Source organism: Halapricum salinum (assembly GCF_004799665.1).
Taxonomy (GTDB): Archaea; Halobacteriota; Halobacteria; order Halobacteriales; family Haloarculaceae; genus Halapricum; species Halapricum salinum.
On the sequence record NZ_CP031310.1, the window covers coordinates 15,578 to 35,936 of the forward strand.

The 20,359-nt window shown below is 63.5% G+C and carries 27 protein-coding genes and 1 tRNA gene; 14 read left to right on the plus strand and 14 right to left on the minus strand.

Annotated elements, in window-relative coordinates; all coding sequences use genetic code 11:
* Position 1 precedes the first annotated feature (1 nt).
* Genes DV733_RS00125 through DV733_RS00150 form a run of 6 tightly spaced genes read right to left on the minus strand, consistent with a single transcriptional unit; the run spans position 2 to position 4,033 of the window.
* On the minus strand, positions 2–424 hold the full coding sequence (locus tag DV733_RS00125) for a 30S ribosomal protein S19 (RefSeq protein ID WP_049993173.1): 423 nt from the start codon (positions 422–424) through the stop codon (positions 2–4).
* Positions 421–1,143, minus strand: coding sequence for a 50S ribosomal protein L2 (locus tag DV733_RS00130; protein WP_049993174.1), 723 nt, complete (start codon positions 1,141–1,143; stop codon positions 421–423). The genes DV733_RS00125 and DV733_RS00130 overlap by 4 nt, the downstream gene beginning before the upstream one ends.
* Before the next feature lie 2 nt (positions 1,144–1,145).
* Positions 1,146–1,406 (minus strand): 50S ribosomal protein L23, encoded by a 261-nt coding sequence (locus tag DV733_RS00135; protein WP_049993175.1) that lies wholly within the window; start codon positions 1,404–1,406, stop codon positions 1,146–1,148.
* On the minus strand, positions 1,403–2,146 hold the full coding sequence (rpl4p, locus tag DV733_RS00140; protein WP_049993176.1) for a 50S ribosomal protein L4: 744 nt from the start codon (positions 2,144–2,146) through the stop codon (positions 1,403–1,405). The genes DV733_RS00135 and rpl4p overlap by 4 nt, the downstream gene beginning before the upstream one ends.
* Before the next feature lie 5 nt (positions 2,147–2,151).
* Positions 2,152–3,162: a 50S ribosomal protein L3 gene (locus DV733_RS00145; protein WP_049993177.1), complete on the minus strand. Its 1,011-nt coding sequence runs from the start codon at positions 3,160–3,162 to the stop codon at positions 2,152–2,154.
* 7 nt (positions 3,163–3,169) lie between these two features.
* Positions 3,170–4,033 carry a putative RNA uridine N3 methyltransferase gene (locus DV733_RS00150; RefSeq protein WP_049993178.1) on the minus strand — a complete coding sequence of 288 codons (864 nt, stop codon included), beginning with the start codon at positions 4,031–4,033 and terminating at the stop codon, positions 3,170–3,172.
* Positions 4,034–4,248: 215 nt separating this feature from the next.
* Here DV733_RS00150 and DV733_RS00155 point away from each other — a divergent pair, with 215 nt between their 5' ends.
* Entirely contained in the window at positions 4,249–4,443 is a 195-nt protein-coding gene (locus DV733_RS00155) for a hypothetical protein (RefSeq protein WP_136342250.1), read from the plus strand.
* 17 nt (positions 4,444–4,460) lie between these two features.
* On the opposite strand, the gene DV733_RS00160 is transcribed toward DV733_RS00155, so the two are convergent.
* Positions 4,461–4,658 (minus strand): hypothetical protein, encoded by a 198-nt coding sequence (locus DV733_RS00160; RefSeq protein WP_049993180.1) that lies wholly within the window; start codon positions 4,656–4,658, stop codon positions 4,461–4,463.
* Positions 4,659–4,820: 162 nt separating this feature from the next.
* Here DV733_RS00160 and DV733_RS00165 point away from each other — a divergent pair.
* Positions 4,821–4,891: transfer RNA gene (locus tag DV733_RS00165), tRNA-Gly, on the plus strand.
* Between the two features lie 225 nt (positions 4,892–5,116).
* Positions 5,117–6,280, plus strand: coding sequence for an RNA-guided endonuclease InsQ/TnpB family protein (locus tag DV733_RS00170; RefSeq protein WP_202594288.1), 1,164 nt, complete (start codon positions 5,117–5,119; stop codon positions 6,278–6,280).
* 377 nt (positions 6,281–6,657) lie between these two features.
* Here the strand turns inward: DV733_RS00170 and DV733_RS00175 are convergent, their stop codons facing one another.
* On the minus strand, positions 6,658–7,176 hold the full coding sequence (locus DV733_RS00175) for a CNNM domain-containing protein (RefSeq protein ID WP_049993183.1): 519 nt from the start codon (positions 7,174–7,176) through the stop codon (positions 6,658–6,660).
* A 138-nt stretch (positions 7,177–7,314) separates the two neighbouring features.
* Complete coding sequence (locus DV733_RS17900; protein WP_079979385.1) at positions 7,315–7,515, minus strand: DUF7835 family putative zinc beta-ribbon protein; 201 nt, start codon at positions 7,513–7,515, stop codon at positions 7,315–7,317.
* Positions 7,516–7,756: 241 nt separating this feature from the next.
* Between DV733_RS17900 and DV733_RS00185 the strand changes: the two genes are divergently transcribed.
* Both DV733_RS00185 and DV733_RS00190 read left to right on the plus strand, forming a co-directional pair.
* On the plus strand, positions 7,757–8,296 hold the full coding sequence (locus tag DV733_RS00185; protein ID WP_049993184.1) for an HIT family protein: 540 nt from the start codon (positions 7,757–7,759) through the stop codon (positions 8,294–8,296).
* A 45-nt stretch (positions 8,297–8,341) separates the two neighbouring features.
* Positions 8,342–9,295 carry a cation diffusion facilitator family transporter gene (locus tag DV733_RS00190; RefSeq protein WP_049993185.1) on the plus strand — a complete coding sequence of 318 codons (954 nt, stop codon included), beginning with the start codon at positions 8,342–8,344 and terminating at the stop codon, positions 9,293–9,295.
* A gap of 4 nt (positions 9,296–9,299) precedes the next feature.
* Here the strand turns inward: DV733_RS00190 and DV733_RS16980 are convergent, their stop codons facing one another.
* Positions 9,300–9,449 (minus strand): hypothetical protein, encoded by a 150-nt coding sequence (locus DV733_RS16980; RefSeq protein ID WP_154019513.1) that lies wholly within the window; start codon positions 9,447–9,449, stop codon positions 9,300–9,302.
* Positions 9,450–9,569: 120 nt separating this feature from the next.
* Here DV733_RS16980 and DV733_RS00195 point away from each other — a divergent pair, with 120 nt between their 5' ends.
* Positions 9,570–10,130, plus strand: coding sequence for a SprT-like domain-containing protein (locus DV733_RS00195; protein ID WP_049993186.1), 561 nt, complete (start codon positions 9,570–9,572; stop codon positions 10,128–10,130).
* Between the two features lie 26 nt (positions 10,131–10,156).
* Here DV733_RS00195 and DV733_RS00200 read toward each other — a convergent pair whose 3' ends face one another.
* Positions 10,157–10,489 carry an uS10/mL48 family ribosomal protein gene (locus tag DV733_RS00200; RefSeq protein WP_049993187.1) on the minus strand — a complete coding sequence of 111 codons (333 nt, stop codon included), beginning with the start codon at positions 10,487–10,489 and terminating at the stop codon, positions 10,157–10,159.
* Positions 10,490–10,688: 199 nt separating this feature from the next.
* Here DV733_RS00200 and DV733_RS00205 point away from each other — a divergent pair, with 199 nt between their 5' ends.
* A complete protein-coding gene (locus DV733_RS00205) occupies positions 10,689–11,846 on the plus strand; it encodes a nicotinate phosphoribosyltransferase (RefSeq protein ID WP_049993188.1) in 1,158 nt (385 codons plus the stop codon).
* A gap of 43 nt (positions 11,847–11,889) precedes the next feature.
* Here the strand turns inward: DV733_RS00205 and DV733_RS00210 are convergent, their stop codons facing one another.
* Positions 11,890–13,227, minus strand: a complete 1,338-nt coding sequence (locus DV733_RS00210) for a M28 family metallopeptidase (protein WP_049993189.1) — start codon at positions 13,225–13,227, stop codon at positions 11,890–11,892.
* 103 nt (positions 13,228–13,330) lie between these two features.
* Here DV733_RS00210 and pepF point away from each other — a divergent pair, with 103 nt between their 5' ends.
* Together pepF and DV733_RS00220 are read left to right on the plus strand one after the other, a co-directional pair.
* The gene (gene pepF / locus DV733_RS00215; RefSeq protein ID WP_049993190.1) at positions 13,331–15,124 is read left to right on the plus strand and encodes an oligoendopeptidase F; all 1,794 of its coding nucleotides are present in this window, start codon (positions 13,331–13,333) and stop codon (positions 15,122–15,124) included.
* A gap of 74 nt (positions 15,125–15,198) precedes the next feature.
* Positions 15,199–16,389: an acyl-CoA dehydrogenase family protein gene (locus DV733_RS00220; protein ID WP_049993191.1), complete on the plus strand. Its 1,191-nt coding sequence runs from the start codon at positions 15,199–15,201 to the stop codon at positions 16,387–16,389.
* A gap of 21 nt (positions 16,390–16,410) precedes the next feature.
* Here the strand turns inward: DV733_RS00220 and DV733_RS00225 are convergent, their stop codons facing one another.
* A complete protein-coding gene (locus DV733_RS00225) occupies positions 16,411–16,932 on the minus strand; it encodes a GNAT family N-acetyltransferase (protein WP_049993192.1) in 522 nt (173 codons plus the stop codon).
* Positions 16,933–17,022: 90 nt separating this feature from the next.
* Here DV733_RS00225 and DV733_RS00230 point away from each other — a divergent pair, with 90 nt between their 5' ends.
* The 4 genes from DV733_RS00230 (at position 17,023) to nth (ending at position 18,883) form a co-directional block, all read left to right on the plus strand.
* Positions 17,023–17,472: a redoxin domain-containing protein gene (locus DV733_RS00230; protein ID WP_049993193.1), complete on the plus strand. Its 450-nt coding sequence runs from the start codon at positions 17,023–17,025 to the stop codon at positions 17,470–17,472.
* A 112-nt stretch (positions 17,473–17,584) separates the two neighbouring features.
* Positions 17,585–17,824: a hypothetical protein gene (locus DV733_RS00235; RefSeq protein WP_049993194.1), complete on the plus strand. Its 240-nt coding sequence runs from the start codon at positions 17,585–17,587 to the stop codon at positions 17,822–17,824.
* 2 nt (positions 17,825–17,826) lie between these two features.
* The gene (locus DV733_RS00240; RefSeq protein WP_049993195.1) at positions 17,827–18,162 is read left to right on the plus strand and encodes a cupin domain-containing protein; all 336 of its coding nucleotides are present in this window, start codon (positions 17,827–17,829) and stop codon (positions 18,160–18,162) included.
* A gap of 34 nt (positions 18,163–18,196) precedes the next feature.
* On the plus strand, positions 18,197–18,883 hold the full coding sequence (nth, locus tag DV733_RS00245) for an endonuclease III (protein WP_049993196.1): 687 nt from the start codon (positions 18,197–18,199) through the stop codon (positions 18,881–18,883).
* A 19-nt stretch (positions 18,884–18,902) separates the two neighbouring features.
* On the opposite strand, the gene DV733_RS00250 is transcribed toward nth, so the two are convergent.
* Positions 18,903–19,403: a DUF7321 family protein gene (locus tag DV733_RS00250; RefSeq protein WP_049993197.1), complete on the minus strand. Its 501-nt coding sequence runs from the start codon at positions 19,401–19,403 to the stop codon at positions 18,903–18,905.
* A 104-nt stretch (positions 19,404–19,507) separates the two neighbouring features.
* Here DV733_RS00250 and DV733_RS00255 point away from each other — a divergent pair, with 104 nt between their 5' ends.
* Positions 19,508–20,341 carry a DUF7319 domain-containing protein gene (locus DV733_RS00255; RefSeq protein WP_049993198.1) on the plus strand — a complete coding sequence of 278 codons (834 nt, stop codon included), beginning with the start codon at positions 19,508–19,510 and terminating at the stop codon, positions 20,339–20,341.
* The last annotated feature ends 18 nt before the right edge of the window (positions 20,342–20,359 follow it).

Genomic DNA, 20,359 nt, shown 5'->3' on the forward strand with positions numbered 1-20,359 from the left:
ATTACTTGAGCGGTACGAACTTCGAGGATCGGGTCGCCCCGATGCCGGCCTGTCCGTGTTCGACCGACGTTCGTGTGAGCTGGAACTCGCCCAGGTAGTGCCCGAGCATCTCCGGTTCGACCTTCACGCGCTCGAAGCTCTCGCCGTTGTGGACGGCGAAGGTCAGCCCGACGAACGCCGGCAGGATCGGCATATCCCGCAGGTGGGTTCGGATCGGGTCGTTGGCCGTCTCCTCTTCCTCGGCGTCGCGAGCGTCCTCGAGCAGCTGTTCTTTCTCGTAGGACAGGCCTCGTGTGATACTTCGCCGCACGCGTGCGGGGAGCAGTTCCGCGACTTCCTCGAGCTCCATGTCCTGCAGCTCGTCGAGCGTGTAGCCACGGTAGGTGAACTCACCTTCGTGGCCGATCTGGTATTCCGAACTCATTTGTCACCACCGCGGCCGGTACGCCGCGAGGAGATGTCCCCGACTTTCCGTCCCGGCGGGGCGTTCCGGGAGATCGATTTGGGCTTGCCGGGGTGCTGTCGGCCACCGCCACCGAAGGGGTGGTCGACGGCGTTCATCGCCACACCACGGACCCGCGGCCAGACGAGGCCGCGCGCTTTCGCCTTGTGGTGTTTCTTCCCGGCTTTGACCAGCGGTTTCTCCGTCCGGCCACCGCCAGCGACCACGCCGATCGTGGCCCGACACTGCGGGTCCAGACGCTTGAACTCCCCGCTGGGGAGCTTGACGATCGCGACGTTGCGATCGTGACTGATCAGCTGGCCGTTGACACCCGAGGCCCGGGCGAACTTGCCGCCGTCGCCCTGGTTGGCCTCGATGTTACAGACCGGAACGCCCTCGGGGATCTCCGCGAGTGGGAGCGTGTTCCCGGGCGCGATCTCGGCGCTGACGCCGACCTGGATCTCGTCGCCGACCCCGATACCCTCGGGGGCGAGCACGAGTCGCTGGTCGCCGTCGTCGAACTCGACGGCCGCGATCGGTGCCGACCGCGCCGGGTCGTGTTCGATGTCGACGACCGTGCCGGCGATGACGTCGCCGTCTTCGACCTTGCGATGCTGCAGATCGGCCTTGTAGCGGTGCGAGGGGGCACGGAACGTCGGTGTGCCGCGACCACGTCGCTGTCCGCGAATTCGTCGTCCCATCGTTAGAACACCCCGATTCGTGAGGCGACTTCCTGGGCGTCGTCAGACTCCGAGAGAGTCACCTCGGCCTTCTTGTTGCCGTCCATCGTGACCATCGCCGTCACGTTGACGATTTCGACGTCGAACTGCGTCTCGATCGCCTCGGCGATCTCGGGCTTGGTCGCGTCGATGTCGACGATGAACTGGAGCTTGTTCTGGAAGTCCATCTTGTCCATCGTCTTCTCGGTCACGTGCGGGTGCTTGATGACGTCGTGGAGGCTCATCGGTCGGCCACCTCCGCGACGGCGCTTTCGGTCCAGATCGTCAGTCGACCGGCGTCGCCACCCGGCGCGAGATCTTCTGCGTTGACCTCTGCGGCGGTCGCGACGTCGGCGCCGGCGAGATTCCGAGCCGCTTTCGAGGGCTCCTCGCTGGTGACGAACAGGATCGACTTCGGTCGGCGGTACTTCCGCCCACGAGCCGAGCCCTGGCCGGCCTTGATCTTGGTGTCGTCCGCGCGCTCGATGTCGGCGGCGACGCCGAGGTCGTCGAGCACGTCGACGACTTCCTGGGTCTTGACGAGGTCTTCGAAGTCGTCGCTCACGACGAGCGGGACGTCGACGTCCTCGTCGAAGTCGTGGCCACGCTCGGAGACGAGGTCGGCGTCCGCGGTGGCCGCGATGGCCGAGCGGATCGCCAGCTGTCGTTCCTTGTCGTTGAGGGCCAGACCCTGGTCTTTCTGTTCTTTCGGCGGGTGGGCCCGGCGGCCACTGACGGCCTGGGGGACCCGCTTTGCGGTACCATCCTGGCGCGGGACGTGTGCCTGACCGCGGCCGCTACCGAACGATTCGGCGGGCGTCCGCAGGCCGGCGTAGTCGTCGCTGCCGTAGTCCTGCTTCCGGTTTGCCTGTGCGGCGAGCACGGCGCGGGAGATCAGATCCGGCCGGTAGGCCGTCTCGAAGACCTCGGGGAGGTCTACCTCCTCGCCTGCGTCGCCGTCCAGGTTGTGTACTGTAGCCTGCATTCAGGTCACCCCTGATTGGATTCGGCGGAGACGTAGCGCAGCTCGGGATCGAGCCGCGGACTGTCGGCGGGTCGGACCGCCGGTCGGAAGCGCACAAGACGCTGCTGGGGACCGGGGACCGAACCTTTCACCAGCGTGTAGTTCCCGTCGACCTCGCCGTAGTTGACGAAGCCACCCTCGGGGGTGACGTCGTCGTCGCCGATGTCGAGCAGGCGCTTGTTCAGCTCCGTCCGCTGGTGGTAGCCGGTCTGGCCCTGCTGGGGCACGGTCGACCGGACGCGGGAGGGGTTCCACGGACCGAGGTTGCCGATCCGGCGCCGCCATCCCTGGCGGGCGTGTTTGCCCTTCCGCTTCTGGACGCCCCAGCGCTTGACGGGACCCTGTGTCCCTTTGCCCTTGGTGACGCCCGCGACGTCGGCGTACTCGCCCGCGCGGAAGATGTCGTTCATCGAGTGTTCCCCGCCGTCTTCGACGAGGTCCAGCCCGTGCTCGACGCGATCTGCGAGCGAGCCGCCGCCGACGCGTGTCTCCATCACGTCGGGTTCTTTCTTGGGGACGCTAGCGAGTTCGCTGGGGACGGTGTGCGTGATGAGACGCACGTCACCCAGGTCGCCGTTTTCGAGCGCGTCCTCGATCTGTTCCTCTGCACCGGACGAACTGCCCTCGGGCAGGTCCAGAGCGCGGTCGAGTTCCGGGTGGAACTCGTCGGCCCAGACCTCCGTCAGCGGTCGCAGTCCGTACGGCGTGTCTTCGTAAGCTCGAAGCGCGACAGCGCGCATCTGCGGCGTCTCGACGACGGTGACGGGAACGGTCGTCTCCATTCCCTCACGTGGCGAGTTGGGTTCGTCGTTGATGAGCACGACGTGTGTCATCCCGGCTTTGTAACCGGCGAAACCCTGTACGCCAGGCTGTCCGTCGTCGTCGGGCCAGCTGTTGAACCGCGGCGTCTCGCTGGCCGTCCGCTTACGCGGGCCGAAGCCCATCGAGCCTTTGCGTGGTCTGCTTGGTTGTGGCATCGGATTTTCACTCCGTGAGACTGAGACAGGCGAGCGTTGCGAACATCGCTTCTTCAGTTCGCACCACGTCGCTGCCTTGATCCGGGATCGTGTTCAGCCAGAGGTCGAATCGGGTGCCGCCCGATTCGGATCCGGTGACCGCTTCGATTTCAGTCGGCCCGACGTCATCGGGGTCGATCCCCATGATCGCGGGCAACCCACGCTCGGGTGAACCGAACGCGACGGTCAGATCGCCACGCGACTGTGTCGTCTCGATCAACTGGCCGAGACGGCCAGTCGTCGCTTCGACACCGTGTCGCGAGGAGGCGATCCGAACGCCAGCGTCGGCACGCGAGAGCGCTTCGTCCAGGTCCGCCCGATCGACGGCGTACCCCGGAAGGGGTTCGTCGACGAGCTTCGCGCGGACCGGTCTTCGCGAATAGATCCTGACGGCAACGCGCTCCCCCTCGGCGACCTCCATGGAAGGAGGCACACCGAGAGAGATCGGGTGTTGCATGCCGCAATTGACCCGAACGCGCCCATCAGATCCGACCTCGGTCACGAGTCCCTGTCTCAACGACCCCGAATCGTTCGATCCGGAGCCGGTCCGTGGTGTCACGTGGAGCGGCGGCAAGACGCCGACGGACTCTAGTTCGTCCCGCTTGCCCCACACCTCCTTTCGAAGGTACGGCGGCGTCGCGGCGTACCGTAAGACGGTTTCGACGAACCCGCCGTCCAACCTCCCTTCGCCGTCAGGGTCGGGGATGATCGTCAAGCGATCCGCCCGGAAGACCGTGGCCGCACGGGCCACGTAACCGAGTTTGCGAGTCGCCTCGCGTTTGTCCTCGGCTTCCCGGGTGAGGGACGACGGCACGAGCACGCTGGTCGTCATGCCGTGACGCTTCCACGCCACGCCACTAGACTGTAGCGATTAGTCTTCATCCCGTACCTAAAAGGGTAGCGGATCGTTCGTGGGCTGAGACGCGCTCACACGCCTGCGAGACGGTCCCACGGGTCGGATTCGGCATGAGACAGCATGTCGTGATACCATCGGTCCTTTCGATGTCGGAAACGTGTTCTGGGTCGAACGAGAACCCAGCGTCGAAGATGGACCGGAAGGAGACGATTCTGAGGGCCTTCCTCGGGATATTCGGCATCGGAATCGCAGTGTTCGGGGTCGGAGTCACCGCGTTCACGATCCAGAACTGGTCGACGCCACCCTACGGCCTCGCAGGCGGAATGGTCGCAATCGTGACCGGATTCGGTATTCTGCATGTCGCGTCCACCGAGATAGAGCTGTGACAGTGCCTGTTCGTCGATCAGGAGTCGAGCCGCTGCTGTGCCCTCGCTCGCTCAGCACCCCGACGTAACTGGAACCAGAGAATCACCAGGCCAACGAGTGCGAGAAACGTGAGTGAGAGGACTCCCAGCGGATCAGAGCCACTGGAGAGTGCAACCGCCGCACCGAAACAGACGATCGCTTCGATGCCGAGGATGTATCCGGACGGCCATTCCATACAGTTGCATCGACACGTGGTCTGGTCAGTGTTTCTCAGTGATAAGCCCACCTCGCGTGCACACGGAGATTAAATATTGATCCGGATTCGCCACCCGGCGACCGATTCGGAAGCCTTTTATTCTTCTCCCCGGTTTGATTCGAATGCGAAGTGACGCACCCTGCGCTGGTGGTGTAGTGGTATCACAGGACCCTGCCACGGTCCTAACCCGCGTTCAAATCGCGGCCAGCGCATTTTCAGTTACTCACGCTCCCGAGACAGTGCTCTTCTATTCGCCACTCCGTCGAAATCCAAGCCTGAGATTTAAGAAGGTTTGAGGGGCAGTCCCAACTGTGTCGTCGTGCGAAGAATACCACCGGCGAACCGCAGTCACTCGCTTAGCTGTCTCTGAGCCCGATGCGACAGTCTTGAGGCAGACTGTTTCAGAGTGGAAAGAAGGCTGTCAGATCGCGGTGGACATGGCGTGGGATCACTGCCAATCGAAGAGTGATTTACAACGGCTGGCGTACGATACGATCCGTGACCAGACAGAGCTCGGCAGTCAGCATGCTATCCTCGCTTGCCACCAGGCTGCGGATAATATTGCGTCGTGCATAGCACAACGAAACGCTGGTCAAGAAGTATCGAAGCCAAACTACACGAGCCCGACGGTGGCCTATGACAGTCGGACGATGACACTGTACCGAGACGCAGAGCAGGTTTCGCTGACAACATCTGGAGATCGTTCACGCGTACGTGCTGACCTCGTTTTGCCTCCGGATGAAGACGGCTATCAGGACCAATATCTCGACAGCGACGAGTGGGAGCTAGCCGAATCGACACTTCATCACAGGGGTGGCGAGTGGTACCTCCATATTGGATTCCGAAAGCTGAAACCCGAGAGACAGACGACCGAGAACGGAACGGTTCTCGGCGTCGATCTTGGCGTTTCACAGATTGCAGTCACGAGCACTGCCGGTTTCTATTCGGCGGGCAAGCTAAACCACGAGCGACGAGAGTTTGATCGTCTCCGTCGGTCACTACAGGCCCATGGTTCGAGAAACGCCCATCGTACTCTCGAATCTGTGGGTGAAAAAGAAGGCGAATACGTGAAACACACCCTCCATAGAGTTGCAAAGGAACTCGTTGAGGAGGCTTTGCGATACAACTGTAACGGAATCGTCTTCGAAGATCTTGAGGGCATTCGAGAACGGTTACCAGCGGCCGACTGGCACTCGGAGTGGGCGTTCGACCGATTGTTCAACTACGTCGAGTACAAGGCTTCGTTCGAAGGTCTGTTCGTGGACACAGTGAATCCAAAGAACACATCGATCCGATGTGCAGAATGTGGATACATTCACGAAAGTAGCCGTCAGTCGAGGAGCGAATTCGAATGCGGAAACTGCGGAAATCGGAACCACGCAGATTACAATGCGGCCAAGAATATCGCAGAGACGTATCTCTGGCGTGAGCAACAGTCCTCACGACGGAGGGGCGTCAGTCAATACGCCCTGAAGTCCGGGACAATGAGACTGAACCGGGGTTTCATCCCGTACTCGGAGCAGTCAGAAGTCGAGTCCATGGACAAGTCTCGCTCTAATAGCGAATCCACAAGGATGAGCGACCACGGGAGAGACAGTTGATATCTCGGCTAGCCACTACTCGAATACAAAATATGTGAGTTTCATAGTTCTGATACCGAACCACAGTCTCGGCACTTCGAGACGATCGAGCACTCGACGACAGTCGTACCGAGCGAAGCCTGCCCGCACTCGCTACAGACGGCCACGGAAGCCGATTCACAGTCGGGACGGACGAGGACCTCCGTCACTTCGCGTAGTTCGGGCTTCGTCTTTGGGTGGCTACAGTCCGGACAGGGGACGGGGACACGGAACTCAGTCGTCTCCCGGGGTGCACCGAGCGCGAGCACCGCGACTGTCTCGCCGTCGCCATTCCAGCCGGATTGGTACTCGCCTGGAGTGTCTTTCTCTGTTCAACTCTCTTCCCTCAAGGTACACTGTCACTCGTCGAGATACTGCTCTTCGATGCCAGCATCGCCCCCGACGAGACGGTTCAGTCGACGAGTGAGGAAATCGAAGGTGACGACCAGCGGATAGCAGACGCGCTCGACGAGGGCGATCGGTCTGGCGACGCGCAGTGACCACTGCCTGGCGTGACCGAGCCCGTAGGACTTCGGGACGATCTCCCCGAAGACGAGCACGACGAAGCTGGCGAGCACGGTCGACAGGGTGACCGCACTGCCTGCCGGGAACACCTCGACCAGCAGGGCGGTCGTGATGGAGGCGATTGCCATATTGACGACGTTGTTGCCCACGAGGATCGTGACCAGCAGTCGGTGTGGGTCGCTCTGCAACTCCTGAAGGGTAGCGGCCCGCCGATCGGCGGTCGAATCCTGCGTGGCGATCCATTCGTCGGGGAGGGTGAAGATTGCGCTCTCGCTGCTGGAGAAAAACGCGCTACAGCAGACGAGGACGACGATACTCGCAACACCGAGTCCCAGAACCGGAACCGTGACCATACGACCTCCTCCGTGCGGAGTGGCAAAGACGTGTCTGCTTGGGTGTAGTGTCGAAAGGGGGAAATCAGGTATGGGGGTGGGATCAGGCGGCGATTGGTGGGTGGGTGAGTGGGTGGGTGAGTCGCCGCCCCAGATGGCTCAGGCGTTGTTCATCCGTACAGCTGTTTGCTCGCCGCAAGCCAGACACGTACTGACGCGATAGGGCTCGCGCGAGAATGCTGCGTTGTCCGGGTTGTCACTCTCTGTGACCAACTGCAGGGAGACAGTATGGGTCGTCTCCCGCTCGCAGCGTGGACAGTGCTCGGATCGTTCCGCACCTGTGCCGTCTGTGGTCGCCATCCCGTCTGTTCGTACCGATGGGGAGGGTATAAAAACAATCGACAGTTCCACACTGTTTAGACGAAAATCAGCTGCCATCTGCTGGTTCTTCCGAAACGCGATGAGATCACTTTTTATCGTTCAAAGCAGTCGCTATGGGCTTCAACCTACTATCACAGATGAAACGGCCGATAGCATTAAATACGGTCGACGATCGTTGCGATGACCAACGCATTTGACTGGTGGTGACGCAGTAGGGGGCATGGAGCAGGTCTTCGCGCCGTGGCGCATCGAGTGGGTCGAACGGTCGGACGGATCGGAGTTCGATGGCTGTGTCTTCTGTGAACTCCCCGAGCAGGGAGCTGACCGGGAGTACAATCTTCTCGCGCGTGGCGAGCACGCGTACGTCCTGTTGAACAACTATCCCTACAATCCGGGACACGTGATGGTGATCCCCTACCAGCACACCGGCGACTACCGTGATCTGGACGAGGAGGTGTTGCTCGACCACGCGCGGCTCCAGCAACGGACCATCGACGCCATCGAGACGGCGTTCGAGCCTGACGGGCTGAACATCGGCATGAACATCGGTGGGAAGGCCGCCGGCGGATCGATCGACGGCCACCTCCATACCCACGTCGTCCCGCGTTGGGGTGGCGACACGGACTTCATGGCCGTGATCTCGGAGACGAACGTCATCGTCGAGGCGATCGAAGACTCATACGAGCGGCTGCACGAGGCGTTCGCGTCCCAGGATGGGGTTCTCGTCGACGGTGAGGACTCGGCTGTAGTCGTCGAGTGATCGCGAAGGCAACCCCTATGAGTTCCCCTGTCCAACCACGGGACGATGTCGGCGGATCGACGCAGGGTGTTGCGCCGGGTCGGGTTACTCGTCCTGGTCGTCAACTTCGGGCTCGTCGTCGCGAAAGGTGTGGTGTGGTACTACACCGGGAGCCTCGCAGTCGCCTCGGAAGCGATCAACAGCCTCGCTGATTCGATCTACAGCGTCGTCACCGTCGCCGGACTCTATCTGACGACCCAGCCTCCTGACTTCGAACATCCACACGGCCACGAACGGATCGAACCGTTCGTCTCGCTGTTCGTCGCGCTCGGAATCTTCGCGGCCGGGATCGGCGTGTTCTATCAGGCTTCCAGGGCGATCCTCGATGGGGACGTCACAGTCACGCGGAATCTCGCGGCCGTCGCGATCCTCGCAGTGACGATCGCGGTGAAGTACGGTCTCTACTGGTACGTCAGCGAGATCAGCGAGACGCACCGCTCTCCGGCGTTGCAGGCGACGGCTCTGGACAATCGCGCGGACGTACTCACCGCGAGTGCTGCGCTGGCCGGGGTCGTCGGCGCGGGTCTGGGCTATCCGATCCTCGACCCGATCGCCGCGGTGGTCGTCGCCTTCGGGATCCTCTACACCGGGTTCGAGATCGTCCGGGACAACGTCAACTATCTCGTCGGCCGCGCCCCGCCTGCGGACCTGCGGGCCCAGATCGTCAGGCGTGCACTCGCACACCCGGACGTCGAGGGCGTCCACGACGTGATCGCTCACTACGTCGGCCCGGAGATCGACGTCAGCCTCCACATCGAAGTCGAGGGCGACCGCACGCTCCGAGAGGCCCACGACATCGAGTCCGCGGTCGTCGAATCCATCGCCGCTCTGCCCGAGGTCGACGACGTGTTCGTCCACGTCGATCCGAAAGAACTCGGCGAGTGGAAACGCGACGAAGACGCCGAAAAGCTCGCTGGCTACGATAGCGACCATAGAACAGACGACAGCACAGCAAAGTAGGCGATCACGTCGGGGCGTTTCTGAGTGTCTCGTCCATCGTCGGATGACACCGTGCACAGAGCCATTCGACCGTCCGGTGAGTCATCGACTCGTCGTACTCGCGGTGTTTCCAGACGTGGACGACCTCCTCCTTGCAGTTGTCACAACATGCCATTTCCCTCACCTTGTTATGTGTTATACAACCTCAGTGTCGAGGCAGAGAATGAAATAGGTTCCGGGGGTCGCGAAGTTTGCCAGCGAAACGGCTTTGACGTACTCGTTCGAGCACGCACTCGTGACGGGTCAGACGCCGATCACTCGGAGCGAGTTGCTCGACCGTGCGGCAGCTTACGCCGAGACCGTCGACATCGACGTCGAGACGGCGGCGATCGAATGGGACATCTCCGAACGAGCCAAGCGCCGGGCCGGCTGCTGTCGCTACGATCGGCAGAACGAACGGGTGACGATCGTCCTCACCTGGGCGGCCTACCGGGAGATGGGGTGGGAGCGATTCACCAGGACGATCCGACACGAACTCGTTCACGCCTGGGAGTTTACCCACTTCGGGGAGTCGGGCCACGGCTCCCGGTTTCGCGAGAAAGCCGCCGAGATCGACGCACCCCGACACTGCGAGCCGTTCACCGAGGGACGGCTTCGTCTCGTCTGTACGAACGACGCCTGTGAGTGGGCGCCCGACCGCCACCGCGCCTCGAAACCGGTCAAGTATCCGGACGAGGGCTATCGCTGTGGGGAGTGTGGCAGCGAGTACGTCGTCGAACACCGCGACTCGGGGTTGACCTGGCGGACGAATCGAGAATATCAGCGCGCACGCGAGCGACTCGGTGACGAGTGGTAACCAACGAGTAGTGAAAACCGAGCAGGTCAGTTGCCGCGGCCGAGACCGTGTTGCTGGTCGACTTCGACCTCGACAGAGACGGAATCGGGGAGGTCGCGGCCGGCGATCGAGCGAGCGAACTCGTCGTGGCCGACGATCTCGACGGTCCGGGTGTAGACGGTGTAGTTCCAGGCGTCGAAGCGGTTGTGATCGTCGGTCAGCGTCTTCGACTGGGGGACGCGAAAGTCGTCCGGTGGCTGTGGATGTGGTCCCTTGTGTTCGACGCCCTTGCGCGCCGCACTCGCTTTGATCTCGTCGACGACGTCGTCGAGCACCTGTCGATCCCCGCTCTGGAAAGTGAGCTTCGTGACGAAGGGCATTCTTGGAGAGGACTGGGTGGCCGGAAGGTAAAAAGGCGTCAGTTGACGCTCGGTCCGCCAGATGGTGTTCGGGTCCTGTGAGTGAGCGGTGGTACTGCTCGACGGACCAGTCGAGACGTTCGAAGAGCGAGCGAAGGAGGCGGCCGACGCTCCTCAAGAGAGGCATATCCTTTTTCGACTGCGCCCAGAACCCCCTCGTATGACCGACGACAGGCCGTTCGACATCGTCAGTACCGACGCCATCAGGGAGGGGCGAGCGACCGACGCGTATTTCGAGCGTACCGTCGAGGCGCTCGACCACGCGGGGAAGAACCCGCACGTCGTCGCAGAGGTGACGGCCGATCAGTTTCCCACCGGGGAGTTCGAGGTTCTCGCGGGCGTCGAAGACCTCGCACATCTCCTCGAAGGATACGACGTCGACGTCGACGCACTCCCGGAGGGGCAACTGTTCGACGGCGGCCCAGTCGCCCGCGTCGAAGGCTCGTATATGGAGTTCTGTCGACTGGAAACCGCCCTGCTCGGATTTCTCTCCCACGCCAGCGGGATCGCGAGCCGCGCACTGGAAGCCCGGATGGCTGCGCCGGACTCGACGGTATTGAGTTTCGGCTCGCGACACGTCCACCCGAGTCTCGGTGCGGTCGTCGAACGCGCGGCGCTAGTCGGCGGCCTCGACGGCATCTCGAACGTCGCCGCCGGCGAGGTGATCGGCCGTGAAGCCGGCGGAACCATGCCGCACGCCCTCTTGCTGTGTTTCGGCCGGGGCAACCAAGAACAGGGCTGGCGGGCCTTCGACGAGGGCGTCGATCCCGAGGTTCCGCGAGTCGCGCTCTGTGACACCTTCGGCGACGAAGTCGAGGAGGTCATCCGGGCCGTCGAGACCATAGAGGACATCGACAGCGTCCGGCTGGACACGACCAGCTCTCGTCGGGGGGACTTCCGGCACATCGTCCGGGAAGTCCGCTGGGAACTCGACGCGCGCGGGCACGAGAACGTGGATGTCTTCGCCAGTGGCGGACTCGGTCCCGAGCAGCTCCGGCACCTCCGGGACGTCGCCGACGGCTTCGGTGTCGGCGGCTACGTCAGCAACGCCGACCCGATCGACTTCGCGCTGGACATCGTCGAAGTCGACGGCGAAGCCATCTCAAAGCGGGGCAAACTCTCGGGCGTCAAGGACGTCTACCGGACGCCCGACGGTCGCCACCACGTCGGCCTGGCCGACCAGCCTGGGCCCGTCGACGGCGAATCACTCCTCGAACCACTGCTTCGCAGCGGCGAGGTCGTTCGCGAGTTCGACATCGACGCCGCGGCGCGTCGCGCACGACAGGACGCCGACGTCGTCGGGTTCGCAAGCGAGTAGTCGGACCCAGTTGCCGAGGGTGTGTTCCGGAGAGGGCGTCCGCTCACGTCTCGTCCCACTCGTCGGGCCACACCCCGGCGGCACGCATGCTGGGCTCGGCGTCGGCGAGAGCGTCCTGCAGCATCGCGGGATCGACTCGGGAGACGTCTGCCGTGGCGAGTCGACGGCCGAGGAGTGTCGTCAGCATCGCGTGCTCTCTGATCGTCCGCACGTCGGCCTTGTCACGCGTATCGGCTCTGGTGTGGGTCCAGCCACGCTCCCAGTGACCGCCGTCGGCGTCGTCCGGGCGGCTGTGTAACTGCAGTGCGGGCACACCTTGTCGGAGGAACGGCCAGTGATCGCTGTAGGGATGGGGGAGGGCGTCGACAGAGAGCGGATGGTCGACCTGTTCGACCACCTCACGAGCGAGGTCACGCACGTCGTCGCTGCCGTGAGTCAACGCCTTCAGTGTGCGCTCGCGTCCGACTCCGTCGAGGTTGACCACGGCGTGGAGGTCCGCGGCGTCGACGCTGGCAGCGAGGGTCTCGCTGCCCTGGAGGCCGAGTTCCTCACAGCCGACCAGCGCGATCCTGACTTCGCGATCGAGGTCCATCTCGATCAGCGCCTCGACTGCAGCGACCAGGACGGCGACACCACAACCGTTGTCCAGTGCTCCCTCGGCGACGTCGTGGGCGTCGTAGTGTGCCAGCAAGAGCACGGCGTCGTCGGTCTCGGGACCGAATCGACCGCAGACGTTCTGACTCGTCCCCGGTTCGACGCTGGCGGTGACGTTGATCCGGACGGCCGCACCCTCGGCGGCGTAATCGCGCAGCCACTCGCCAGTCTCGTAGCTGACGCCCACAGCCGGGAGCGTATCGCCCACGCGGAGCGAGCCCGTCGGCGGGAGTTGCCCGGGCTGGTGGTTCGCGAGGACGAACCCGACCGCGCCGCGCGCTGCGGCATAGCCAATCTTCTCCATCCGGTGGAAGAACCGATCCGCTTTCGGTGGGGTGGCCGTGCTGGCGACGACAACGGCGTCCTCGACGTCGCGCGCGTCGAGTTCGGCGGGCGTTCCGTACCCGACGTCGACCAGCGGCGCCTCCACGGTCGACTCGGGACAGTACGGCAAGGCGCGGGCCTCGAACGTCCGCTCACGGTCGCGGCTGTGAACGTGCGCCAGGAGTGACGTCTCGCCACGGGTCCACTCGGGGATAGCGAAGCTCTCCTGGGTGACGTCCTCGACGCCGAGCGATTCGAGTTCGTCTTCCAGAAAATCCGCAGCGCGCTGTTCGCCTGGATGCCCCCCCATTCGATCCTCTAGCTCCGTGAGCGTCCGCAGAACGCGCCACGGGCGTTCTGACTGCCAGGCCCGACCGAGGAGGCACGCCACCCGTTCGTCCATGCACGGCCCGTCGGACGGAGAGACTAAAAACCCACGCCGCGCTGGGGCTTCGACACCTCCGACCGAGCGAAAACTTACCAACCCCCCGGTCTAAGACCGGGCTATGAGTTCGGTTCCCGAACGGAGCGACATCGAGACGTCCTACAAGTGGGATCTCGAGTCACTCTACGCGAGCGACGAGGACTGGGAAGACGCGTTCGAACACGCACAGGATCGCATCACGGAGCTGTCGGCTTTCGACGGCCGAGCGACCGAGGACGCCGAGACGCTGCTGGAGACACTGGAAACGTTCGAAGAAGTGATGCGGCTGGTCGAGAACGTCGTCGGCTATGCTCGGATGCGCCGCGACGAGGACACACGCGACAGCGACTACCAGGCACTGTTCGCCCGCGCACAATCACTCTACTCGGAGGCGAGCAGCGCAGCGAGTTTCCTCGACCCCGAGATCCAGGACTGTACCCGCGAGGAGATCGAGAACATGATCGACGACGAGCCCGCCCTCGAAGCGTACGAGCACTACTTCGACGACGTCCTCCGGATGAAAGACCACACCCGTTCGGCAGAAGTCGAAGAACTGCTCGCGGACCTGGGCGAGGTCATGGGTGCACCTTCGGAGGTCTACAACATGCTCACCAACGCCGACATGACCTTCCCGAGCGTCGAGGACCCGGACGGCGAGGCCGTCGAGATCACGCTCAACAACTTCACGACCCTCCAGAAACGACAGGATCGGGACTTCCGCCGGGAAGTCTACGAGGAGTTCTACGACGAGTGGGAGACGGTTCGCAACGCCGTCGGGGCCGCCCAGAAAAACAGCGTCAAGACCGACGTCAAGACCGCCCGAGCGCGAGACTACGACACCGCCCGCGAGGCCGCTCTGAACGGCCCGAACGTCCCTGTCGAGGTCTACGATACACTGGTCGAGACCGTCCACGACAACCTCGACGCGCTGCACCGACACGCCGATCTCAAGCGCCAGGTAATCGACGGCGAGGACCTCGAGATGTGGGACCTGTACGTCCCGCTGACCGAGACCGAGAGCCCCGAAATCGAGTACGAACAGGCATGTGACTACGTTATCGACGCCGTTGCGCCGCTGGGCGAGGAGTACCAGAAGCGACTCGCCGACGGGCTGGAATCGCGGTGGGTCGACGTCTACGAGACCCGTGGCAAGCAGTCGGGGGCGTATTCGGGCGGGACCTACGAGTCCCAGCCGTACATCCTGATGAACTACCAGGACGACGTCGAGTCGATGTACACGCTGGCCCACGAACTGGGCCACTCGCTACACAGCGAGTACACCAGCGACACTCAGCCGTACGTCTACGCAGACTACGAGATCTTCGTCGCGGAAGTTGCCTCGACGGTGAACGAGACCCTGCTCACGCACCACCTGCTCGACACCGTCGAAGACGCACGGCTGCGGCGACACATCCTCAACGAGTACCTCGAACGCTTCCGCTCGACGCTGTTCCGCCAGACCATGTTCGCGGAGTTCGAGCAGCAGACCCACGAACTCTCCGAAGCCGGCGAGGCACTGACCGCAGAGCGCCTCGACGAGATCTACGCGGACCTCAAAAGTCAGTACTACGAACCCGCCGAGCTCGACGACCGGATCGCCCGCGAGTGGATGCGCATTCCGCACTTCTATCGGGCGTTCTACGTCTATCAGTACGCCACCGGAATCTCGGCGGCAGTAGCGCTCGTCGAGCAAATCCTGGACGACGACGATCCCGAAGCGGCCGAGCGATACGTCGAGTTCCTCTCGCGTGGATCGCGCGCGTATCCGCTCGAACTCCTCCGCGATGCAGGGGTCGATATGGCCGAGCCGGACGCTGTGCAGGCGGCGACCGACGTCTACGGCGAGTACCTCGACGAGATCGAGTCGCTGCTGTAGGCACTCGCTCGGCGGCCGCTCTCGCGCCGTTTCCGTGGCGATGTTATAAGTTCACAAGGATACTACCTCGGGGCATGGACTTCTCGCTCGGGGCCGAACACCGGATGATGCGCGAGACGGTGCGAGACTTTTGCGAGGCCGAGATCGAGCCAATCGCCCAGGAGATCGAAGACGAACATCGATTCCCTGGCGAGATCTTCGACCAGCTGGCCGATCTCGACGTCCTGGGCGTGCCCGTCAGTGAGGAGTACGGCGGCCTCGGCGCGGACCAGCTCACCTACGCGCTCGTCACCGAAGAACTCGGCCGTGTCTCGGGCAGTATCGGTCTCTCGTATGCCGCCCACGTCAGTCTCGCGAGCAAGCCCATCGACGCCTTCGGGACGCCCGAACAGAAAGAGCGCTGGCTCCGTCCGCTCGCGGAGGGCGAGTACCTGGGCGGATGGGCGCTCACGGAACCGGGAAGCGGCTCGGACGCCTCGGACATGGACACGACGGCCGAGAAGAGCGAGGCGCCACGCGCCTCGAACCGGAGCGGCGTCGCCGCGGAGGACGACGGCGACGAGTACGTCCTGAACGGGACCAAGCAGTTCATCACCAACGCCTCCGTCGCGGGCTCGATCCTCGTGAAGGCCGTCACCGACCCGGAGGCCGGCTACGACGGCATCTCGACGTTCATCGTCGACCCGCGCAACGACGACGGCTTCGAAGTGACGACCGAGTGGGACAAACTCGGGCTGAACGCTTCGCCCACGTGCGAGATCCAGTTCGACGACTGCCGGATTCCCGAAGATCGACTCCTCGGTGAGGAGGGCGAGGGCTGGGAGCAGACCAAAGAGACCCTCCAGGGCGGGCGGATCTCGATCGCGGCACTCTCTGTGGGACTCGCCCAGGGAGCGTTCGAGGCAGCCCGGAACTACGCGACCGAGCGCGAGCAGTTCGGCCAGTCGATCAGCGAGTTCGACGCCGTCCGGGACATGCTGGTGAGGATGTACCGCAAGACACAGCGCGCTCGCCTGCTCACGCACGAGGCCGCCTGGCGCTACGACCAGGGCGAGGACGTCACGCTCCAGTCGTCGCTGGCGAAACTCGATGCCAGCGAGGCCTCCCGCGAAGTGGCCGAGGACGCGATCCAGGTGCTCGGCGGCTACGGCTACACCACCGACTTCGCGCCACAGCGGTTCTATCGCGACGCGAAGCTGATGGAGATCGGCGAGGGCACCAGCGAGATTCAGCGACTCGTCATCGGGCGGGAACTCGGGCTGTAGAGGACTTGCTTTCCGGTGTTTTCAGAAGTCCTCGGCCAGCAGCCCGTAGCGGTGGAGATCGACGTACTCCCCGCGGACGTAGGCGTGGTCCTCGAAGACGCCCTCTCTCTCGAAGCCGATCTTCTCTAAAACGCGCTGAGAGGCCGGATTCGTCCCGAAAGCGTTGGCCTTGATCTTGTGCAGCCGGCGGTCCTCGAAGGCGTATCTGACGAGGCGGCGGCCGGCGTCGGTCGCGTAGCCGTTGCCCCAGGCGTCGGGGTCGATCATGTAGCCCAGCTCCGCGAGGCCCCAGACCTCGTTGACTCGGTTGAGCCCCATCGTCCCGACCGGCTCGCCGTCGGCACAGATCAGCAGGTGGACGCCGTCGTTCTCGCCGACGCTTTCGATCCACTCGCGTTCTTCGGCCTCGGTCGTCGGTTCGTAGGTCGCCAGCGAAGGCCAGACGTCGGGATGGTTGAGGAGTTCCAGCAGGAACTCGACGTCGTCCTCGCCCTGGGGGTGTAGCGTCACGTCCTCGCCACGGAGGAAGGCAGGTCCGGGCATACGAGAGGAGTCGCGGGCGAGTGTCTTCAGCGTTGTCCAGCCCTGTGAGAAAATGACAGGGGTTTTCCTCTCCGCGGGCTATGACCGGCCATGCTCGACACTGGCGATCCGGCCCCGGATTTCTATCTGCCCGCGGCGACCGATCCGGACGCGGAGTACATGCTTTCGGCGGCCGCCAACGCCGGCCCCGTCGTACTCGCGTTCGTCCCGAGCGCCGAGCAGGAGGCAGCCTCGCTGCTGGAGGCCCTCACAGCTCTCGACTGGGCGTCGATGGCGACGCAGATCTCGGTGTTCGGAATCGGCGACGACCAGGAACTGCTCGGCCGACTGGCTCCAGACCTGCCGTTTCCCCTGCTGTACGATCCCGAGGCGTACGTCACTGATCTCTACGGGATCGCCGACCGCGACAGCGGGGTCGGGCCACGACGCGCGCTCGTGCTCGCAGATCAGGGGTGTACGATCCGGTTCGCCTGGATGGCGTCCGCCGTGAGCGAGACCCCACCGCTCGAGGACCTCGTCGACGCGATCCAGTCACTGTAGCCGTATTCACGAAACAGCGACCGTCACTCCCGGCCCCACACGAAGATGTTCGGGGCAACGCTTACTCACAATCTCCTGCTTGCTTCGACTGTGGAGTTTAGGAGGGCCTAAAATGATTCGAGAACACGTCAGTCACATCAGAGGCGCGGTAGACGAACAGAAGATCCCGATTCGGGTCGCGATCACTGCGGTCGCACTGGTCTCGTTGCCGTTGTTGGGCCAGGGCGTCCGCGCGCTTGGAAGCGCGCTCGGCCTGGGGCCGTGGACGCTACCACTGCTCACGGTCGCGCACGTTCCCGTCGTCGTGGCCCTGATCGCCATCTGGTCGATCGGCTGTGAGGTGTGCAGGTAGCGATGTCCGATCGAGAATCACTCCTCGAACTCACGGGTAGTGCGTTCGAGATCCGGGAGCTTCTCGACTACCAGTCGGGAGCGATCGTGAGCCAGACACTGGTCGACGACGAGAGCGTCACCGTCACCGTCTTCGCGTTCGACGAGGGCGAGCGACTCAGCGAGCACACGGCACCACACGACGCTATCCTCCAGGTCGTCGACGGGACCGCCGAGATCACGATCGACAGCGAGGAGTACGAGGTGCAAGCCGGCGAATCGATCGTCTTGCCGGCCGACGAGCCACACGCCGTCGACGCCGTCTCACAGTTCAAGATGTTCCTGACGATGATCCGATAGTCAGCCTCAAGCCAACGCCGTCCAAGCCCCACGCATGGGCACACCACTGGATTCGCGCGAGGCACAGGTCGAGGAAGTCATCGATCGCCTCCACAAAGAGTATCCCGACTCGACGATCTCACTGAATTTTGCGACGCGGCTCGAACTACTGGTCGCGGTCGTCCTCTCCGCACAGTGTACCGACGAACGCGTCAATCAGGTCACCGAGGATCTCTTCGAGAAATACGAGTCGGCCGAGGACTACGCCGCAGCCGACGAGGAGCAACTGGCCGAGGACATCTACGGGATCACGTTCCACAACAACAAGGCGGGCTACCTGAAAGGGATCGGTGAGATTCTCCTCGAAGAGCACGGCGGCGACGTTCCGGACACGATGACGGCGCTGACGGATCTGCCGGGCGTGGGCCGCAAGACTGCCAACGTCGTCCTCCAGCACGGCCACGACGTCGTCGAAGGGATCGTCGTCGACACGCACGTCCAGCGGATCACACGCCGACTTGGACTCACCGAGGAGGAGCGTCCAGAGGCCATCGAGGAAGACCTGATGCCTGTCGTCCCAGAAGACGAATGGCAGGCGTTCACCCACCTGCTCATCAGTCACGGACGCGCGGTCTGTACCGCGCGGAACCCCGACTGCACCGACTGTGAACTCGAAGACCTCTGTCCGTCCTCGAAACTCGATCACGACACCGATCTCGCCAGCGGCGAGGTGTGGTCCTGACCTGTGTTCGCACGATCGATCAGAGGAATCGAAGGGGATCGTACCTGATGAAGAACTTGGCCAGTCCGGTGAGATACGCACCGATCCAGAGGACGACGTAGCCGACGACGCCGATCCGCAGACGCGCGCGCCAGTGATCCATTCTCTCGCCGCCGATCTCGTCCAGCAGGACGTCCTCGTCGTAGTCGTGATAGAGGTCGTGACGCCACTTCGCCCGGAAGATCCGGACGATCCCGGTGAACCCGAACAGGAGGAACGCGTAGGCGTGTAGCCCGATCACGGCGTGGAAGACGCCGAATCCACCGAACTGCTGGAGGAGTCGCGGGAGCATCCAGAACAGCATCGGGATCGTCGTCAGCGCGAGGCCGACGAGGATGTACTTGAGATGCCAGACCAGGATGTCCCAGGTGATCGGGTCGTTGTCGATCATGATCCAGGCCCCGTACAGAAAGCAGGGGAAACTGATCGTCACCGCGAGCACGACCAGCGCCGAGATCGCCGTCTCCGAGAGCCCGAACATCGCCGGACGTTGGGACTGGGGGATTAAATGGACGCCGAAGACGTTTTTCCCGTCGCTCCTGTCGAACGACACGTGTAAGGCGGCGGAAACCGAAGGACGGGACAATGGGTAGCTCCGGTTCCTCGACTGGCGACGGGGACGAGCGGGTCCCGACCGACGAGCGTGATAGCGCAAGCGAGGCGGACGACCTCTCAACCGAACAGCTCCGCGAGCAGGTCGAACAGAAGTACGACTTCGAGAACTTCGGTCCGCGGGAGATGGACGAGATGAGCGCCGAGGAGTGGGAGGCGGCGTTCGATCCAGACAGCTGGATCACGGGTCCCGAACTGCTCGACCGCGTGGAAGCCGACCTCAAACAGCGTGTACTCGACCGGGACGTCTTCGCCCGGATCGAACGACACGAGGACTATCTGCTGGCCTACTCCGACACCGGGTTCGCCGTCGTCTATCCCGATGGCAGCGTCCAGGGCGAGGGGACCGTGCTGCGCGACGTCAAACCCACGATCGCGCTGTGCTCGATGGACGACTACGACGTGCCCGACGTTCCTGAAGGGGAGATTCTACCCAAACCCCAGGAGATTCCCGAGGGCGGGACGGAACTGGGCAACTGGATGCTCCAGATCGTCGCGTTCGCCCAGGTGGCGGCGGGGCTGGGACTGCTCGGCGCAGGGGTCTTCTTCAACAGGGGGATCATCGCCATCGTCGCCGGCGTGTTCTTCCTGGTCATCGCCGTCGGCTTGTTCTTCACCGTCGCGAACGCGCGACTCTCCGACCGCTTCCGTGCCGAGGAGTTCCGCGAGCGCTTGCGGGCGATGAACGTCGAGTCGGGCGAGCGACCGGACTTCCTGCCGGTCGACGAGGACGGACAGATCGTCGACGACCAGATCGACGACGAGGAGGCGGTCCTGCCGCCCCGCGAGGACCCAGACGGGGCGTGAACCGCTGTACCGTTCCCG